Source organism: Nocardia anocheti (assembly GCF_029675105.1).
GTDB lineage: Bacteria > Actinomycetota > Actinomycetes > Mycobacteriales > Mycobacteriaceae > Nocardia.
Genome location: NZ_JAQQFV010000006.1, coordinates 57,645 through 75,033 on the forward strand (window position 1 = coordinate 57,645; position 17,389 = coordinate 75,033).

Here is a 17,389-nt window from a genome sequence, read left to right on the forward strand (position 1 = left end):
ACCAGTATTCAAGTTTGACTAATTGTCGCGCGCGCCGTAGCTTGGTCATCTAGTCAAACTTGATCACCGAGTGTTGGAGGGTGCAGTGACCGAGTACGAGCAGGCGATCGTCGTGCGGGGGCTCCGGAAGAGATACGGCGACAAACAGGCGCTCGACGGACTCGATCTCACCGTGCGGGGCGGGACCGTGCACGCGGTCCTCGGTCCGAACGGTGCGGGCAAGACCACCACCGTGCGCGTCCTGTCCACCCTGGTGCGGCCCGATGAGGGGCTGGTCGAGGTGGCGGGCATCGATGTGCGGCAGCGGGCCGATGAGGTGCGCACCCGGATCGGGTTGCTCGGGCAGCACGCGGCCGTCGACGAGGAACTCAGCGGGCGCCAGAACCTGGAGATGTTCGGCCGTCTCTACCGCTTGGGCGCGCGGCGCGCGGGCGCGCGGGCCGACGAACTGCTCGCTCGATTCGACCTGGCCGACACCGGCCGCAAGGCCGTCGCGCAGTACAGCGGCGGCATGCGCCGCAGGCTCGACCTGGCCGCCTCGCTCATCTCCGAGCCGCGCGTGCTGTTCCTGGACGAACCCACCACCGGACTCGATCCCCGCGGCCGCACCGAGGTGTGGAACTCGGTGCGCTCCCTGGTGGACGGCGGCACCACCGTGTTGCTCACCACGCAATACCTGGAGGAGGCCGACCAGTTGGCCGACCGGATCTCGGTGGTCGACCAGGGCAGGGTCATCGCCGAGGGAACTGCCGACGAGCTGAAATCCAGGATCGGCGGCGATCGCATCGACGTGGTCGTGCACGATCCGGCCCAGTTGGCGCGCGCGGCGGACCTGCTGCCCGGCGAGACGGTGGTGGACGCGGACCGCAGGCTGGTCAGCGCCATGGTGACCGACCGGATGGCGGCCCTGACCGAGACCGTCCGGGCCTTCGCCGCCGACGGCCTCGAGCCGGAGGACATCGCCGTCCGGCGGCCGACCCTCGATGAAGTCTTCCTGCACCTCACCAAGGAGAACGCGGCATGAGCACCATCGAGAAGGCGACACCGATCTGGGCGGTGGCCGATTCCTGGACGATGACCAGGCGCGAGTTGGCGCACTGGGCGCGCCAACCGGTGCAGCTGGTCGTCGGGCTGGCCTTCCCGGTCATGCTGCTGCTGATGTTCAGCTACCTGATCGGCGGTGGTCGGGGGATCGACGGCGACTTCACCGACTATCTGGTGCCGGGCGTGCTGACGATGACCATGGCCTTCGGCCTCGACGCGACGATGCTCGCGCTCACCCAGGATCTGAACAAGGGCGTGATCGACCGGTTCCGCTCGATGCCGATAAACTCCGCCGCGGTCCTGGTCGGGCGCAGTGTGGCCGACATGCTCCAATCGACGGTCGGACTGAGCGTGATGATCGTGATCGGGTACGCGATCGGCTGGCGCTGGCACCACGGCGTCGGCGCGTTCCTGGCGGCGGTCGGGTTGCTGCTGCTGTTGCGGTTCGCGATGCTGTGGATCGGCATCTATCTCGCCATGGTCGCGGGCAAGCCGGAACTGGTGCAGGCGGTGCAGATCCTGATCTGGCCAGCCGCTTTCTTGTCCAATGCCATCGCCGCACCGGAGTCGATGCCGTGGTGGCTGGCCGCGGTGGTGCCGTGGAACCCCCTGTCGGCGACGGCGACCGCGGTGCGTGAGCTGTTCGGCAACCCGGTCGCGGCCGGGAACTCCTGGGCGGCCGAGCACGCCGAACTGCTGGCGGTGCTCTGGCCGGTGGGACTGATCGCGGTGTTCTTCCCGCTGGCCGTGCGGCGGTTCCGGGCCATGAGCCGCTAGCGCGTCCTGCGGCGGGCCCGCGCCGTCGCATAGTCTGACCGGGAATCTCGGAGAGGCGGACATTCCATTGCTGCGCAGTTTTCACGTCACCAATCACGGCTCGCTGGCGCAGGCCCAGCAGCTGCGGCTCAGCAAGGGGAGTGGAAGTCCGCTGGCGGTGCCGGTGACGGCGGTGCACGGGGTGGCGGCGGCGGGGAAGACGAGTCTGGTGGACGCGTTGGCGCGGATGCGGGACGCGGTGCTGCATTCGGTGAGTGGGTGGGACCCGTACGCGGGGCCGGTGCGGCGGCCGCATCTCGGGTTCGCCGACCGGCCTTCGGAATTCGTGGCGGGGTTCGTCGCCGAGGGGGTGCCCTATACCTATGGGTTCCGGCTCGACAGTGCCGATGTGATCGCCGAGTGGCTGTACACGCATCCGCGGTCGCGTAAGCGGATCGTGTTCGAGCGCACCGGCGACGAGGTGAAGATCGGGCCGATGTTCGAGCCCGCGCGCTACGGGGTCTCGGCGCTGGTGCCGCTGGTGCGGCCCAACGCGCTGCTGTTGAGCCTGGCGGGGCAGCTCTATGCCGAGGCGCTGGTGCCCGCGTATCGGTGGTTCGCCGCGAATCTGCGGGTGCAGCAGGGGGAGATCGCCACCGAGGCGCTCGCCCACGATCTGGGCAGTCACATCTCCCGCTCACCGGACAACGCGGCGCGGCTGCTCATGCTGCTGCGCAGCGCGGATCTGGGGATCGAGGACCTGCTCGTCGCCGAACACGACCCCATGTACGCCGACTACCTGCGCGACCTCGACGCCGAGATCGGCGCGCTGGCAGCACAACTCGACCAGGGTGGGGCCGACCCGATCCTGGTCGCCCGTGAGCTGAGCACCCTGCGCGCGGCCCGCGACGCGCTCTACCGCCGCATGGTCGACCGGCGCGGGGCCGGGCTGAACGTGGTGCACGAGGGCATCGATGTGCCCTTCGAACTGTCCGACGAGTCCACCGGCACCCGCGCGCTGCTGCGCGTGCTGCCCGCCATGCTCGACGCCCTCGACACCGGCCAGGTGCTGGCCGTCGACGATCTCGGCGCCGGGCTGCCGGTGGAGGAGACCGACCGGCTGGTGCAGCTGTTCCAGAACCCGGAGACCAACGCCCGCGGCGCCCAGCTGCTCTACACCACCGCCGACCGCGCCCTCATCGATCGCGGCAACGGGCGCTCGCAGCGCACCAGGACCGCGGTCTGGCAGCTGCGCCGCGACGCCGGGGTCAGCGAGCTCACCCCGCTCTGAGCGCGCCTAGCATGGGGGACATGCTCGAAGTGGTGATGGCGGCGGCCATGGTGACGATGTTGGCCGTGATGATCGGCGCCGTGGTCCTCGCCCGCAAGGGCAAGGGTCCGGGCGCGGAGCTCGAGCACGGCTCGCTCTATGTCACCGGCGTGAGCCCGCTGCCCGCCATGACCGGCGAGCACTACGTCACCATCACCGGCACGATCACCGGACCCTCGGTCACCGGCACGGTGGTCTACCGGCGCTTCGCCTGGGACGCGGCGCACTGGCCCGCCATCGGGGACCAGCTCGTCGTCGCCTATCCGCCGCGCGACCCGGACAAGTGGATCGCCGATCATCCCGGGCTGCGGCCCTACCTCGGGTCCTGAACCGCGAGCTCACCGCGCACCCGATTTTCGGGTGAGGGCGAGCTCACAGCGCCCCGGGTGGGATCATTCGATGATGCACGGTTCGTCAGCCCCCACCCCCGGCTTCGGCCTGGAGATCCGCACCGCACACCCCAGCGAATACGACGCGATCTCCGCGCTGACCGTCGATGTGTACGTCGGCGACGGTTATGTCTCCCCCGAGGACAGCTATGTCACCGAGCTCGGTGACGTCGCCCATCGCGCCGACGCGGCGCAGGTGCTCGTGGCCGTCCACGACGAGCAGGTCGCCGGGTCGCTCACCATCGCCGAGCCCGGCACCCCGTACGCGGAGATCGCCCAGCCGGGTGAACTGGAATTCCGCATGCTCGCCGTCGCCAAGCGGGCGCGTGGCCTGGGTGCGGGGACGGCACTGGTGCGTGCGGTCATCGAGCGGGCGCGCGCGGGCGGGTACACCGCGATCGCGTTGACCACCATGGCCACCATGGTCGACGCGCACCGCATCTACGAGCGGCTGGGTTTCGTCGCTGTGCCGGAACGCAATTGGTCCACCCACGACGGGTTACAGCTCTACGTGATGCGCCTCGCGCTGAGCTGACGTCAGTTCAGGACGGTGGCGACGATCCCGGCCAGATACCCGAGCCGCGCCACCTCCGACGGACGGAAATCGGGACCACCCGGACGGCCCAGCAGCAGCGCCTTGCCGGTGTTGCCCAGCGGGGCGGCGGCCAGCTTGGTGTCCATGTCGCGCCAGATCTGCGGCACCCACTCGGCCTCGCCGTCGAGCCACATCGGCTTCTCCAGCGGCATCCACGGCGCCGAACCCGCCTGTGTCTCCGGGGCGCTCGGACTGCCGACGACGCGGTAGGCCCCGGCCGGGCCGACGCCGATGATCGTCGACCAGCCCACCCGCAGCACGCGCGGGCAGCCGTCGACGAGCACCTGGAAGCGATCGTCGCGGGCGCTGGCGACTTGATCGATCAGCTCGAGCTCGCGGTGGGTGTCGAGCACACCGGAGTACGGGCGGATGGAGTCGACGCTCACATCGTGCACCGATTCGGCGGCGGTGATGAGGGTGTCGGGCAGCGCGCCGGTGGGGACCTCGACCACCAGATCGTCGACCGCGAAACCGGCGCCGCGCTCCACCACGTCGAGGGAGAGGATGTCGGCGCCGACGCTGCCGAGCGCGAGCGCGAGTGACCCGAGGCTTCCCGGTCGATCCGGAAGTTGCACGCGGAGCAGGTATGACACGTGCGTTCCTTTCCCTGGCGGCCGAGGTGGTTCGAGACGAATACCCGGTGACGCAATACTTACACTCCGGTACGCCGGTTCTCGACTCGAAGTATGACCCCATCCGCGCGACAAGTGCGAACTTTCGTGCGCGGTGGGTGCGTCCGACCCGACCGAACCCCCTCGATAGGCTGTACGTGACTACTGCCCACCGAAGCCGAAAGGGGTCCCGCGGTGCCCGCAATCTCCCGTGACGAGGTCGCTCACCTCGCCCGGCTGTCCCGGCTGGCGTTGACCGACGCCGAACTGGACCAGTTCGCCGGTCAGCTGGATTCGATCCTCAGCCACGTGCGGACCATCTCCGAGGTCGCCGCCGACGTCCCCGCCACCGCGTCGCCGAACCCGACGACCAATGTGACCAGGCCCGATGTGGTCGTGCCCGGTCTGACCCCCGAGCAGGCGCTGGACCAGGCGCCCGCCGTCGAGGAACAGCGTTTCCTGGTCCCGCAGATCCTGGGAGAGGGCGAATGAGGGAGTTGACCCAGCTGTCGGCGGCGGAGCTGGCGGCCAAGATCCACGGCGGCGAGGTGTCCTCCACCGAGGTCACCCAGGCGCACCTGGATCGCATCGCCGCGGTCGACGGCGAGCTCAACGCGTTCCTGCACGTCGCCGGTGACGAAGCGCTGGCCGCGGCCGCCGTGGTCGACGCCGCGCACGCGGCGGGCGAGACCCCGGCCTCGGCGCTGGCGGGAGTTCCGTTGGCGCTCAAGGACGTTTTCACCACCACCGACATGCCCACCACCTGCGCCTCGAAGATCCTCGAGGGCTGGATGTCGCCCTACGACGCGACGGTCACCTCGCGGCTGCGCGCCGCGGGTATCCCGATCCTGGGCAAGACCAACATGGACGAGTTCGCCATGGGCTCCTCCACCGAGAACTCCGCCTACGGCCCCACCCGTAACCCGTGGGACACCACCCGCATCCCGGGTGGTTCCGGCGGTGGTTCGGCCGCCGCGCTGGCCTCGTTCCAGGCGCCGCTGGCCATCGGCACCGACACCGGCGGCTCCATCCGTCAGCCCGCCGCGGTCACCGCGACGGTCGGCGTGAAGCCCACCTACGGCACGGTCTCGCGCTACGGCCTGGTGGCCTGCGCGTCCTCGCTGGACCAGGGTGGCCCGTGCGGTCGCACGGTGCTCGACACCGCGCTGCTGCACGAGGTGATCGCCGGGCACGACCCGCGCGACTCCACCTCGCGCAAGGTGCCGGTCGCCCCGGTCGTCGAGGCCGCGCGACAGGGTGCCTCCGGCGACCTGAGCGGCGTGCGCGTGGGCGTGGTGCGCGAATTGCATTCCGACAGTTACCAGCCCGGCGTGCTGGCCTCCTTCGACGCGGCCGTGGCGGTGCTGAAGGAACTGGGTGCCGAGGTGATCGAGGTGTCGTGCCCGAACTTCGAGTACGCGCTGTCCTCGTACTACCTGGTGATGCCCTCGGAGGTGTCGTCGAACCTGGCGCGCTTCGACGCCATGCGCTACGGCCTGCGCGCCGGTGACGACGGCAGCCACAGCGCCGACCAGGTGATGTCGCTGACCCGCGAGGCCGGTTTCGGCCCGGAGGTCAAGCGCCGCATCATCATCGGCACCTATGCGCTCTCGGCGGGCTACTACGACGCCTACTACGGCCAGGCGCTCAAGGTACGCACCATGATCGCGCAGGACTTCGACGCCGCCTACGAGCAGGTCGACGTGCTGGTCTCGCCGACCAGCCCCTTCACCCCGTGGAAGCTGGGCGAGAAGGTGAACGATCCGCTGGCCATGTACCTGTCGGACCTGTGCACGCTGCCGACCAACCTGGCCGGGCACTGCGGCATGTCGGTGCCCTCGGGCCTGTCGGCCGACGACAACCTGCCGGTGGGTCTGCAGATCATGGCGCCCGCGCTGGCCGACGACCGCCTGTACCGGGTGGGCGCGGCCTACGAGGCGGCGCGCGGTGCGCTGCCGGTGCCCGCGGGCATCTGAGCGAAAACCCGAGACGGGGTGTGCCGGGCCGAAAGGGTCTGGCACACCCCGTTTCTCAGTCGACCAGACTGGTGGCGCGGGCGCCGACCCCGGCGGTCATGGCGGCGAAGCCCGCGCGCAGGTGCTTGCCCAGCGCCAGTTCGACGACCGGGCTGAGCCAGCCCGCCAGGGTGAACCGGGACTCGTAGCGGCAGCGGTCCGGGCCCAGCGGCACCACGGTGTGCGAGCGCAGGCTGTGCAGCGCGCCCAGCGGCACCGGCTTCATCGCGTAGCTGAACTCGCTGCCGGGGGTGTGGCTGCGGATCCACTCGCGCTGCGGGCGGCGGTTGCCGCCGAGCTGCACCCGCATGTCGATCGGCGTGCCGGGCTCCAGCGTGCTGGCCGCCTCGAAGCAGAAGGTGTTCCATTCGCCGTAGCGATCGAAGTCGGTGAGCACCTCCCACACCTTCGCGGCGGGTACGTCGATCTCGATCGTTTCGTCGATCACCAAGGCCATGCCTGCAAGTTAGGACATGTTCTAGTTTTCGGCAAACCGGATCAGGCCAACCGACGGCGCCGCTTGCGCAGGGCGTCGATGATCACCGCGCTGGCCGCGGTCGCCGCGAACAGGCCCAGCACCGTCCTGGCCAGCGGCCACAGGTTGGGGCGGTCGGCCGGGTCGGTCTCGGCGAAGACGTTCTCCACCACCGGCGCGCGGTACTCCTGCCTGCGCGAGTTCACGTCCACGGCGGTGAAGGCGATATCGGCCATCACCCCGCAGCGGGCCCGGGAGAACTCGTCGTCGCGCAGTTCGCAGGAGGCGTGGATGCGCCGGTTCAGCGCCGCGTCCACCGCGCGGCGCGCCCACGGACCCAGCGGCTCGTCGACCCGCTCGGCGTAGCGCAGCATGTCGTAGCCCAGGTCGTGGGCCTTGCAGGCGGCCTGGAACTCGGCGGGCAGGGTCACCGGCGAGGAGCAGTCGCCGTTCGGGTTCACCAGCAGGCCGTTCTGCATGGCCGGGTCGTAGCCGAACTTGAAACCGAAATCGCGCGGGATCAGCGCGGGGGCGTCCGGGTCGTCGTCGGTGAGGGCGCGCACCACGGCGGCCGCGGCGGCGTTCTCGGGCAGGTCCGGGGTGGTGCCCATGGCGCCCGGCGAGGACATCACCACGGCGGCGGCCATCGCGACACCCGCGGTGCACAGCGCGACCCCGCTACGACGGCGGTGCTGGGCGGCCGGGGCCGGGGCGGGAACGGAGGCGGTGGAATCGGCGGTGCGGGCACGGCGAGCGGCGGGCACCAGGCGAAGCGGGGTGTACATGGCCTCCGACGGTAAGGAGCGGGGTGCGCGGCGGACATCCCGCTACGGACCGGTTCACGAGGGGCGCGGATGGGTGAACCCGGCCCCGGGGTCACACCAGGGTAGGGGGTCGGAATTCGCCCGTGGGTATGAGGTCCGCTGACCGGACGGTTCATAGGCTCGCTGTCATGTCCGGAAAACCGCGCTCCGTCGCGCGCCGCGTCCCCGCGCGCACCTGGTTCGACCTGGCCACGGTGCTGGTCGCGCTGATCCTCTACAGCATCGCCTGGCCGACGCTGTTCGTCACCCACGAGGTGTCGCCGGTGCTCGCGCCGCTGGTCTCGGCGCTGGCGGTGTTCCCGATCCTGCTGGTGCGGGTCAACCCGGCCCTGGGCTGGGCCATCTCGGCGGGCTCGGCGTTGCTGATCTCGGTCGGGATCTCCCCGACCGAGGGCAACGACCTGCCCTTCGAGGTCGTGCACGTGATCGTGCTGTTCGTGCTGCTGTTCGCGGTGGCGTTGCGCGCGCCGGTGCCGATCGTGGTGGTGGCCTGGCTCGCGCAGTCCATGCTGTTCGCCACCACCATGCCCGGGGCCGACACCGGACCGGTCTGGGGCTGGGTGATCGGCTTCGGCGCGCTGGCGCTGTTCGGCTACCTGGTACGCACCGTGCTGGCCTCGCGGCGCAGGCTCGAACAGCAGGAGGAGGTCACCGAGCTGGAGCGGGCGCGTCGGGCCATCCTCGAGGAGAAGGCGCGCATCGCCCGCGACCTGCACGACGTGGTGGCCCACCACATGTCCATGGTGGTGGTGCAGGCCCAGACCGCGCCGTACCGGATCGCCGATCTGGAACCGGCCGCGCGCGCGGAGTTCGAGTCCATCGGAGCGACCGCGCGCACCGCGCTCAACGAGATCCGCGGCCTGCTCGGGGTGCTGCGCAGCGACGGCCAGCTGCCCGAGCACGCGCCGCAGCCGCGCGCCGCGGAGGTGCCCGCGCTGTGCGCCTCGGCGCAGCGGGCCGGGCTGCCGGTGGAGTGGACCGTCACCGGTGACCTCGAGGCGGTGCCGGAGTCGACCGGGCTGGTCGTCTATCGGGTGGTGCAGGAGTCGATGGCCAACGCCGCTCGGCACGCGCCGGGCGCGCCCGTACACGTGGCCGTCGCCGTGGCGCCCGCGCTGATCACCGTGGGTGTGCGCAATGCCGCCGCCGAGACCGCGCCGCGTCAGGGTCCCGGCGGCGGGCACGGGATCGAGGGCATGCGCACCCGGGTCGCCGCGGTCGGTGGTGAGCTCACCGCCGGGCCGCTGACGACCGGGGGATTCGAGGTGTCGGCGGTGCTGCCGATCCCGCTGGGGTAAGTCCGGCGCGGCCATTAGGGTGGTCAGGTGGCAATAACCGTTTTGATCGCCGACGACCAGGCGATGGTGCGGCAGGGCTTCGGCGCGCTGCTGAGCGCCCAGCCCGATATCAGTGTCGTCGGGGACGCGCCCGACGGGAAAGTGGCCGTCGCCGAGGCCAAGCGGCTGCGCCCCGACGTGGTCTTGATGGACGTGCGCATGCCGCAGATGAACGGACTCGACGCCGCCCGCGCCATTCTCGCCGCCGGATTCGACCCGCCGGTGCGGGTGCTCATGCTCACCACCTTCGACATCGACGACTACGTCTACGAGGCACTGAGCCTGGGCGCCAGCGGATTCCTGCTCAAGGACGCCCCCGCCGAGGAACTGGTGCGCGCGGTGCGCGTGGTCGCCGACGGGGAGGCGCTGCTGGCGCCGACCATCACCCGCAGGCTCATCGCCGATGTCACCCGGCGGCGCAACACCGTGCGCACCCCCGCCGCGCCCGCGCTGGGCGCGCTCACCCCGCGCGAACGCGAGGTGCTGGAACTGGTGGCCAAGGGGTTGTCGAACACCGAGATCGCGGCCGCGCTGTTCGTCGCCGAACAGACCGTGAAAACCCATGTCTCCAAGGTCTTCTCGAAGCTCGATCTGCGTGACCGCGCCCAGGCCGTGGTGCTGGCGTATGAATCCGGCCTGGTCGTCCCCGGCTGAGCGGGCGCGCTCAGCCCGGGCAGACGCCGCCGGTGAGGTTGGGCAGGTGTCGCGACAGCAGCAGCGCCAGTCGGTCGAGCAGGGCGGTGGTGTCCTCGAAGGTGCCCGTATCCGCCTGGGCCGCGAGGGCGACCGCGAGTCGACCGCTGCCCACCGGCACCAGGCCGAACTGGCGCACCGTGTAGACGCCGGTGTCGTCGTCGGGGCCCCAGCCGCCCTTGAACTCGGTGTCGTCGAGCAGGCCAAGGCCCCACGCCTGATCCGGGGTGATCTCGCCCATCAGCGCGGTGACGATCTCGGTGTGCGGCAGGCAGGGCAGCCTCGAGGCGAAACGCACCTGGTTGGCCAGCGACCACTCGGTGCCGCCGAACGCCGTCTCGTCGATGTCGGTGTGCACGATCTTGCCCGAGGGCAGCTGGCCGCCCTCGTCGAGGATCTGCTCGACGGCCGCGCGCGCCTCGGGGGCGTCACCCAGCGATTCCCACAGGCCCTCGGCGGCGTCGTTGTCCGACACCGTGATCGCCGCGCGCACCATCTCGAAGATGGACTGGTTCTGCTCGTGGCGCAGCGCGGCGATGGCCAGCGGGACCTTGATCGTGGACCAGGCGATGCCGGTGGTCCAGTCGCCGAAGATGGTCATCCGGCCGCCGCCGACCGGCATCAGGGCCATGCCCACCTGCCCGGGCAGCTGCGACTGCAACTGGGTGAACTCGGCGGCCAACGAATCCGGCAGCACGATCGCCAGGCCGGGATCCCAGGCGTCGCCGCTGTCGACGGTGACCGTCGGCGCGCTCATCGGCGTCGCCGTGCCGGGGACGGAACACGAGACGGACAGCACGGCCGCGGCCAGTACCCCCGTGGACAGCAGCAGCCTGCGACAGGCAGCCGCCGTTGCGGTCGACCTCACCACCGAATCCTCCCCACCACCCACTGCGCGTCGGCGCCCTGCTCCGGCGGTGCAAACTACTCGTCGAGCGCGCCCGGACGATACCGGACGCATGTCAGCCAGTTTCGCCGATTTACGGCGAGAATTCGAATGACCGTGGTCACGCCGCCGCGCGGGTGCCATGCTGGTCCGCCACGGAGGCCGGAAGGGGGTCGCAGTGCACGACATCGGTGAGGTGTTCGCCGGGTTCACCATCGAGCGCATGCTCGGCCAGGGGGGCATGGGCACGGTGTATCTGGCGCGGCATCCGCGCCTGGACCGGTTGACCGCGCTCAAGCTGCTCAACCGGGACCTGTTCGCCGACGAGCGGATTCGCGCCCGCTTCGAACGGGAGGCGGATCTGGCGGCCGGGCTGGATCATCCCGGGATCGTCACGGTGTTCGACCGGGGGACCGAGGGCGAACAGCTGTGGATCAGCATGCAGTACGTCGACGGGGTGGACGCGGCCACCGTCGACCCCATGACATTGCCGCCTGAACGGGCCGTGCAGATCATCGAGGGCGTGGCCGACGCGCTGGACTACGCGCACGGGCGGGGCGTGCTGCACCGGGACGTGAAACCGGCCAATATCCTGCTGGCTCGCTCCAGCGGCGGCCAGGGGGAGCGGGTGTTCCTCACCGACTTCGGGATCGCCCGCCTGCGCGCCGATTCCACCCACCTCACCCAGCAGGGCATGTTCACCGCCACACTGGCCTACGCCTCGCCCGAGCAGATGACCGGCGCCGAACTCGACCACCGTTCCGACCAGTACTCGCTGGCCTGCAGCCTGTACTGGATGTTCACCGGCATCGCCCCCTTCGACTCACCCGACCCCAACGAGATCATCCGCGGCACGCTCTACCTGCCCCCGCCACCCCTGGCCCTGCGCCGCACCGGCCTGCCCCCCGCCATGGACGCGGTCCTGGCCGCCGCCATGGCCAAACACCCCGCCGCCCGCTTCGACTCCTGCACCGCCTTCGCCACCGCGTGCCGCCAGGCACTCAGCACCTCGACCCCACCGGTCCTGCCACGTCCCGCGGGCCCGCCCGCCGGGTTCTACCCGCCGGGCGCACCGCAGTACCCGGCCCAGAGCCAGCCCCCTATCCCGCCGCAGGCCCCGATTCCGCCACAGGGCCAGCCGCCGGTGGTGCCGCACGTGCAGTCGCCGGTGGCGCCGCCAGGGTCGGTCGTGCCTCAGGGGCCGGTGCCGCCGCGCGGTCGGCCGCCGGTGGTGCCGCAGGCCGGGCCGCAAGGACAGGTTCCTCCGTCCGGACAAGCGCCCGGCTTTCCCGCCGCCCCTATATCGCCTGCCCACCAAGCACAGTGGGCCAACCAAGCGCCGCAGGGTGCGCGTCCTCCCGCGTCGCAGGCCCCCCAACATCCCCCAGTCCCTCCACCAAGCGCGTCCGCCCCGACCGCTGGGGCGCCTGAGTCTTCCGGTGTTGTCAGCCCGTCCGTTGACGCACAGTCCGACGGTGCCACTGCTGCGGGTGGCGATGCGCAACCGTCTGCGGCGTCTCCGTCTTCGGCTGGCATGTCTCCTTCTGTCACAAGGGAACCTGGACCCGGCACTGCTGATGACGGTGGCACGTCATCTGTGACGGGGGCGCCGACGGAGGATGACGACCCGACCGCGAAGGAAGCTTCCGAAGCGGGCGGCACGCCCCTCACCGAGAAGACGAACAGTCGCGGTGAGGACGTATCTTCCACGGCGGCTACCGATGTCGTGGACATGCCTGATCTGGTGGCGCAGGAGGCCGCCAATGCGAGTGCTCCCACGGAGGTGGCCGTGCTCGCGTCGACGCGAGCCGTCGACGGCGAGTCGAAGAAAGATCCTGTGGTGAGCGGGGATTCGGGTGACGCGTCACCGGAGCGGAACGTCACGCCGACGAATGGCCCGCGGGACGGGGCCGCGGTGGCGGGGCCTCCCGTCGGGGCGCCGAGCGGTCCGCCGCCCGGGGTGCCGGAGGGGCCGCCGACCGGGGGGCTGCCCATGTTGCCGCCCGGCCGTGGGCCGTGGGTGGGGCCGCCTCGGCGACAGGTGAAGCCGCGGCTCTCGGCGGTGCATCGGCTCGGGTGGCTGACCTTGGCGATGCTGGTGCTGGCGCTGCTGGCGTTGGTGATCGCGCTGGTGGTCGTGGTGTTGCCCGACGACGAGGACGAGGCGGCGGCGAGTTCGGGAGGGAGTATGCCGTCGAGTTCGGTGGCCGATGATCAGGAGTTCGACGCGGGGGCGCTGGCCCCGAGCCGTCGGACGTTTCCGACGCTGGTGCCGCAGGGCGCGGTGACCGAGGGGCCGGGGTATCGGGGTGCGCGCTGTGTGGCGGTGCGTGATGTGAGCGAACTGGCGTGGAAAGAGCCCGCGCTGCAATGGAATCCGATCACGGCGGGCTGGCAGTGCGAGCGGGCCGACAACGCGGCCGGTGCGGTGAGCTATCTGGTGCTCGAGTACGCGAGTCCGGCGCTGGCGCGGTCGGTGGTCGGCGCGTTGCCGGGCGCGGCCAGGTACGAGGGCGACAAGGACGGCGTGCCGTTCCAGTTGCGTCGCTGGGTGGTGGCCGATCCGGCCAGTTCCCGCGTCCAGACCGCGCACCAGGTGCTGAGCTTCCCCGACGACGAGGACCGCGCGAATTATCTTGTCGCGGTGAGCCGTCGGGGCAGCAGCGGTCGCGACGGCGCGCCGCGTCCCTCCGCGCAGGACGAGGTGATCGCCTGGTGGGAGGACGTCCCGCTCTAGACACGGCGACGGCGGCACCCGCGGGTAGCGGGTGCCGCCGTGACGGTGTGGCTCAGTCGACGGCGAGCGCCGCGATGATCGGCATCCGGGCCGCGCGCACGGCGGGCGGAATCGAGCCGAGCAGCGCGAGCGCCAGCGCGACCACGCCGTAGACGATCAGGATCGGGCTCGCCTGGTAGACGATGTCGATGGTCATCGCGTGCCCGATCGCCACGGTCGCCAGGTACTGCACGGCCGCGCCGATCACCAGCCCGATCACCGCGCCGACGATGCCGATCCCGGCCGCCTCGGCCAGTACCGAGCGCAGCAGGAACTTGCGGTTGGTGCCCATGGCGCGCAGCACCCCGAGCTCGCGGCGCCGCTCCAGCACCGACAGCATCAGCGTATTGAGTAGCGCCACCGTGGCCACCAGCACGACGATCCACAGGATCATGGTGCTCATCGCCGAGCCCTGCTCCACACTCGACGAGATGGCCGCGAGCATGTCGGCACCCCGGTCGACGTGGATCGACTCGGGCACCGCCGCGCGCACCGCCGCCTGCACCGCCTGCGGGTCGGCGCCGGGCGCGAACTGCACCGACAGGATGGTCTCGCCGGGCCGCTGATACCACTCGCGCATCTGGTCCAGGCTCATCATCACGACGCCGGACACGGCGGTGAAGTACGGAATCACCTGCAGGACAGGGACGGTCCGTTCGCCCGAGGGCGTCGGCATGGTGATCTCGTCCCCGGCCGTGAGCTTCATCGAACGGGCCACATCGCGGGTGATGACCACGCCCTCGCCGCGTGCCATCTTGGCGATCACGTCGGGAGTCACCGCGCCGAGGCGCGACTCGTCGGTCCTGGGCTGATAGCCCTGTAGCATCACCCGGCCGCTGCCGATGGTCGCGAAGGCCATCTGCGCGGGCTGCACCCGCTCGACACCGGGCACGGCCGCCACCTTCGCGGCGAGATCGGTGGGCAGCACCGGTCCGGTCGGGAACTGTTCGGCCGGACTGGGACTCACATACAGGTCGGTGTCGTCGAGATTCTCGAACGACTGGGTCGCCGAATCGACCATATTGCTCGACGCGCCACCGAGCGCGACGACCGCGGCCACCCCGATCATCACCGTCATCGCCGTCGCCCAGACGCGGCGCGGGGCCCGCTCCAGGGTGGTGGCACCGAGGGCGCCCGGCGCGCCGAACCACCGCGCGATGCCCGCGGCGGCGCGCACGATCGGGCCGGTCGCGGCGAAGCAGAGCATGACCGTCGCGGTGAGCGACAGGGAGATCGACGCGAGCGAGATCCGGCCGAGATCGAGGGCGGCCAGCACGATCGCCAGCGCGCCCAGGCCCAGGCCGCCCACCAGCGCGGCCCAGCGCAGCACGCGGCTGTCGGCGGCGGAATCACCGGACTCCACCGGGGCCAGCGCCTCGACGGGGGCCACCTTGTAGACCTGCCTGGCCGCGATCCCGGCGGCCAGCACCGTCGCCAGCACGCAGGACGCGATGGCGGCCGGAATGGCGTAGTCGGGGACCAGGAACTCGGTGCGCGCCTCCACCGACTGCACGATGGCCGCGGGCAGCCGGTCGATCGAGAAGCGGCCCATGAACACGCCGATCGCCGAACCGATCACCCCGCCGATCACGCCGAGGATCGCCGCCTCGACCAGCAGATCACGCACCATGGGCGCGCGCTTGCCGCCGATCGCGCGCAGCAGCGACAGCGTCGGCCTGCGTTGCGCCACCGCCATACTCATCGCGTTGTAGATCAGGAACGCCGACACGATCAGTGCCGCCGCCGAGGACATCAGCGTGGAGTAGCGCATGATCTGGATCGCCCCGCCCGCCTGCGCGGTCCGCAGACTCGGCTCGGCGACCACGGCGCGGCCGTCGACCACCTCGGTGAGCGCGGTGCGCAGCGCGGCGATGTCGGTCCCGGGCTTGGCGATGATCTGCACCGAGTCCAGCTTGTCGACCTTGTCGGTGAGCAGCTGTGCCAGCGGCAGCGGCGCGGCGACCACATGGCCGCTGTTGAGCCGGTCGACGGTCCCGGCGGGCAGCACCGCGGCCACGGTGGCCGTGCCCCAGCCGATCGGGATGCTGTCGCCCGCTTTGTATCCCATGGCCTCGCCGACCAGCACGCCCTTCGGGGTGCTGATCAGCTTGGAGGTGTATTCCGCCATGGGTCCGGCCAGATCGCTGCCGAGGGCGGCGATGGTCTGGTCGGCGCCGATCAGCATGGCGCGGTCGTCGCCGGAGCCGAGGGTGGCGCGCAGCATCGGCACCGCGGTCGCGACGCCCGGTGTGGCGGCCAGGGCGGGCAGCATCGACTGTTCGAAGCCCGCGTCGGTGATGCCGGTGACCTCGAGCGCGGCGTCACCGGCCAGCCCGAGGGTGAGCCGGTCGACCGAACCGGTCACCGAGCCGGAGATGCTCAGCACCGCCACCAGCAGCGACGCCGAGACCGCCATCACGGCGGTGGAGAGCACGGTGCGGCCGGGATGACGGAACAGTTCACCGATATTGAACAGTCGCAACCGATCCCACGCCGCGGCGATCACGCGTCCACCCGCGGCGTCACCACGTCGTCGGCGCCGATGCGGCCGTCGCGCAGGGTGATCACCCGGTCGCAGTAGGCGACCGCGCCCATGTCGTGGGTCACCATCACCACCGAATTGCCCTGCGCGGTGATGTCACCGAGCAGGGTGAGGATGGCCTCGCCGGTCTTGGAGTCGAGGTTGCCGGTGGGTTCGTCGGCCAGGATCAGCGGCGGGTCCATGATCAGCGCGCGGGCCACGGCCACGCGCTGCATCTGGCCGCCGGAGAGTTCGGCGGGGCGGTGCTGGGCGCGATCGCCCAGGCCGACCAGATCGAGCAGTTCCAGCGCGCGCGGTTTGGCCTTGCGTAATCCGTTGCCGTCCAACAGTTTCGGCACCGCCACGTTCTCCCACGCCGACAGCGTGGGCAGCAGGTTGAAGAACTGGAAGACGAAACCCACCTGCTCCAAGCGGAACGCGGCCTGCTCGTCCTCGTCCAGGCCGCCGATCTCGGTGCCGCGGAAGCGGATCGAGCCCGAGTCGGGACGGTCCAGCGCGCCCAGCAGATGCAGCAGCGTGGACTTGCCCGATCCGGACGGGCCGATGATCGAGGTGAACTGGCCCGTTTCGATGCGCAGGCTCACCTCGTCCAGAGCGCGCACCTGCTGGTCACCGACGCGATACTGCTTGACCACCTGGCCCAATTCGAGCATCGGCGGCTGCTGCGGTGATGGCGTGTCCGGCATGTGTTGTCCCCCAGGGGTATTCGATGGGCGAATGTCAGCGCGCGAGCGCCCGGGCAGGGGTAGTGTGCCCGATCACCGGGCGCGCGTCGAGAATTGCCCGCAGCGCGGGCTGCTCGGCGGCCAGTTGGAGATAGGCGTCCAGCGGTGTGGCGCCCTCGATTTCGGCCAGCTCCAGTTTGACGTGCAGGTGGTTGTCCCAGCGGTTGCGCAGCGCCAGCAGCAGGCCCGGCACCCCGCCGAAGAGCCGGTCCAGCTCCGGGAGTCCGGCGAACAGGTCGGGATGCTCGGGGTCCTCGGCCGCCCTGGCGAGCACGGTGTGCACGATCTCGGTGCGACGATGCTGATCGGTCCAGGTCATGAGCTTCACCTTCCGTGAGCGATGCGATTCACGCTACGGAGCCCGGCACCGGCACGCGTCGTGCCGCGGACC

Annotated in this window: 17 protein-coding genes; 10 read left to right on the forward strand and 7 right to left on the reverse strand. The window is 70.8% G+C overall.

Going from position 1 to position 17,389, the window contains the following annotated elements; all coding sequences use genetic code 11:
* Positions 1–85 precede the first annotated feature (85 nt).
* From QC180_RS16955 to QC180_RS16975, 5 genes are all read left to right on the forward strand, one after another.
* The gene (locus QC180_RS16955; protein WP_278263733.1) at positions 86–1,024 is read left to right on the forward strand and encodes an ATP-binding cassette domain-containing protein; all 939 of its coding nucleotides are present in this window, start codon (positions 86–88) and stop codon (positions 1,022–1,024) included.
* Positions 1,021–1,821 (forward strand): ABC transporter permease, encoded by an 801-nt coding sequence (locus QC180_RS16960; RefSeq protein ID WP_278263734.1) that lies wholly within the window; start codon positions 1,021–1,023, stop codon positions 1,819–1,821. The genes QC180_RS16955 and QC180_RS16960 overlap by 4 nt, the downstream gene beginning before the upstream one ends.
* Before the next feature lie 67 nt (positions 1,822–1,888).
* Complete coding sequence (locus QC180_RS16965) at positions 1,889–3,091, forward strand: AAA family ATPase (protein ID WP_278263735.1); 1,203 nt, start codon at positions 1,889–1,891, stop codon at positions 3,089–3,091.
* A gap of 20 nt (positions 3,092–3,111) precedes the next feature.
* On the forward strand, positions 3,112–3,459 hold the full coding sequence (locus QC180_RS16970) for a hypothetical protein (protein WP_278263736.1): 348 nt from the start codon (positions 3,112–3,114) through the stop codon (positions 3,457–3,459).
* A gap of 73 nt (positions 3,460–3,532) precedes the next feature.
* On the forward strand, positions 3,533–4,054 hold the full coding sequence (locus tag QC180_RS16975) for a GNAT family N-acetyltransferase (protein ID WP_278263737.1): 522 nt from the start codon (positions 3,533–3,535) through the stop codon (positions 4,052–4,054).
* 2 nt (positions 4,055–4,056) lie between these two features.
* Here the strand turns inward: QC180_RS16975 and QC180_RS16980 are convergent, their stop codons facing one another.
* Entirely contained in the window at positions 4,057–4,707 is a 651-nt protein-coding gene (locus QC180_RS16980; RefSeq protein ID WP_278263738.1) for an ACT domain-containing protein, read from the reverse strand.
* A gap of 213 nt (positions 4,708–4,920) precedes the next feature.
* Here QC180_RS16980 and gatC point away from each other — a divergent pair, with 213 nt between their 5' ends.
* Together gatC and gatA are read left to right on the forward strand one after the other, a co-directional pair.
* On the forward strand, positions 4,921–5,217 hold the full coding sequence (gene gatC / locus QC180_RS16985; protein ID WP_067493225.1) for an Asp-tRNA(Asn)/Glu-tRNA(Gln) amidotransferase subunit GatC: 297 nt from the start codon (positions 4,921–4,923) through the stop codon (positions 5,215–5,217).
* A complete protein-coding gene (gene gatA, locus QC180_RS16990) occupies positions 5,214–6,701 on the forward strand; it encodes an Asp-tRNA(Asn)/Glu-tRNA(Gln) amidotransferase subunit GatA (RefSeq protein ID WP_278263739.1) in 1,488 nt (495 codons plus the stop codon). Before gatC ends, gatA begins: the two co-directional genes overlap by 4 nt.
* Before the next feature lie 55 nt (positions 6,702–6,756).
* Here the strand turns inward: gatA and QC180_RS16995 are convergent, their stop codons facing one another.
* Entirely contained in the window at positions 6,757–7,197 is a 441-nt protein-coding gene (locus QC180_RS16995; protein WP_278263740.1) for an SRPBCC domain-containing protein, read from the reverse strand.
* Between the two features lie 41 nt (positions 7,198–7,238).
* Positions 7,239–8,000, reverse strand: a complete 762-nt coding sequence (locus QC180_RS17000; protein WP_278263741.1) for a hypothetical protein — start codon at positions 7,998–8,000, stop codon at positions 7,239–7,241.
* A 167-nt stretch (positions 8,001–8,167) separates the two neighbouring features.
* Here QC180_RS17000 and QC180_RS17005 point away from each other — a divergent pair, with 167 nt between their 5' ends.
* Together QC180_RS17005 and QC180_RS17010 are read left to right on the forward strand one after the other, a co-directional pair.
* Positions 8,168–9,337: a sensor histidine kinase gene (locus QC180_RS17005; RefSeq protein ID WP_278263742.1), complete on the forward strand. Its 1,170-nt coding sequence runs from the start codon at positions 8,168–8,170 to the stop codon at positions 9,335–9,337.
* 27 nt (positions 9,338–9,364) lie between these two features.
* Positions 9,365–10,030, forward strand: a complete 666-nt coding sequence (locus QC180_RS17010; RefSeq protein ID WP_278263743.1) for a response regulator — start codon at positions 9,365–9,367, stop codon at positions 10,028–10,030.
* A gap of 10 nt (positions 10,031–10,040) precedes the next feature.
* Here QC180_RS17010 and QC180_RS17015 read toward each other — a convergent pair whose 3' ends face one another.
* The gene (locus tag QC180_RS17015) at positions 10,041–10,937 is read right to left on the reverse strand and encodes a serine hydrolase (protein ID WP_278263744.1); all 897 of its coding nucleotides are present in this window, start codon (positions 10,935–10,937) and stop codon (positions 10,041–10,043) included.
* Between the two features lie 196 nt (positions 10,938–11,133).
* Here QC180_RS17015 and QC180_RS30240 point away from each other — a divergent pair, with 196 nt between their 5' ends.
* Entirely contained in the window at positions 11,134–13,692 is a 2,559-nt protein-coding gene (locus tag QC180_RS30240) for a serine/threonine-protein kinase (protein WP_347567330.1), read from the forward strand.
* Positions 13,693–13,744: 52 nt separating this feature from the next.
* Here QC180_RS30240 and QC180_RS17025 read toward each other — a convergent pair whose 3' ends face one another.
* From QC180_RS17025 to QC180_RS17035, 3 genes are read right to left on the reverse strand one after another with little or no spacing between them, the layout of a single operon-like run.
* Positions 13,745–16,237, reverse strand: a complete 2,493-nt coding sequence (locus tag QC180_RS17025) for an FtsX-like permease family protein (RefSeq protein WP_278263745.1) — start codon at positions 16,235–16,237, stop codon at positions 13,745–13,747.
* Entirely contained in the window at positions 16,234–16,959 is a 726-nt protein-coding gene (locus QC180_RS17030) for an ABC transporter ATP-binding protein (protein ID WP_278263746.1), read from the reverse strand. The genes QC180_RS17025 and QC180_RS17030 overlap by 4 nt, the downstream gene beginning before the upstream one ends.
* A 34-nt stretch (positions 16,960–16,993) precedes the next feature.
* A complete protein-coding gene (locus QC180_RS17035) occupies positions 16,994–17,317 on the reverse strand; it encodes a hypothetical protein (protein WP_278263747.1) in 324 nt (107 codons plus the stop codon).
* Positions 17,318–17,389 lie beyond the last annotated feature (72 nt).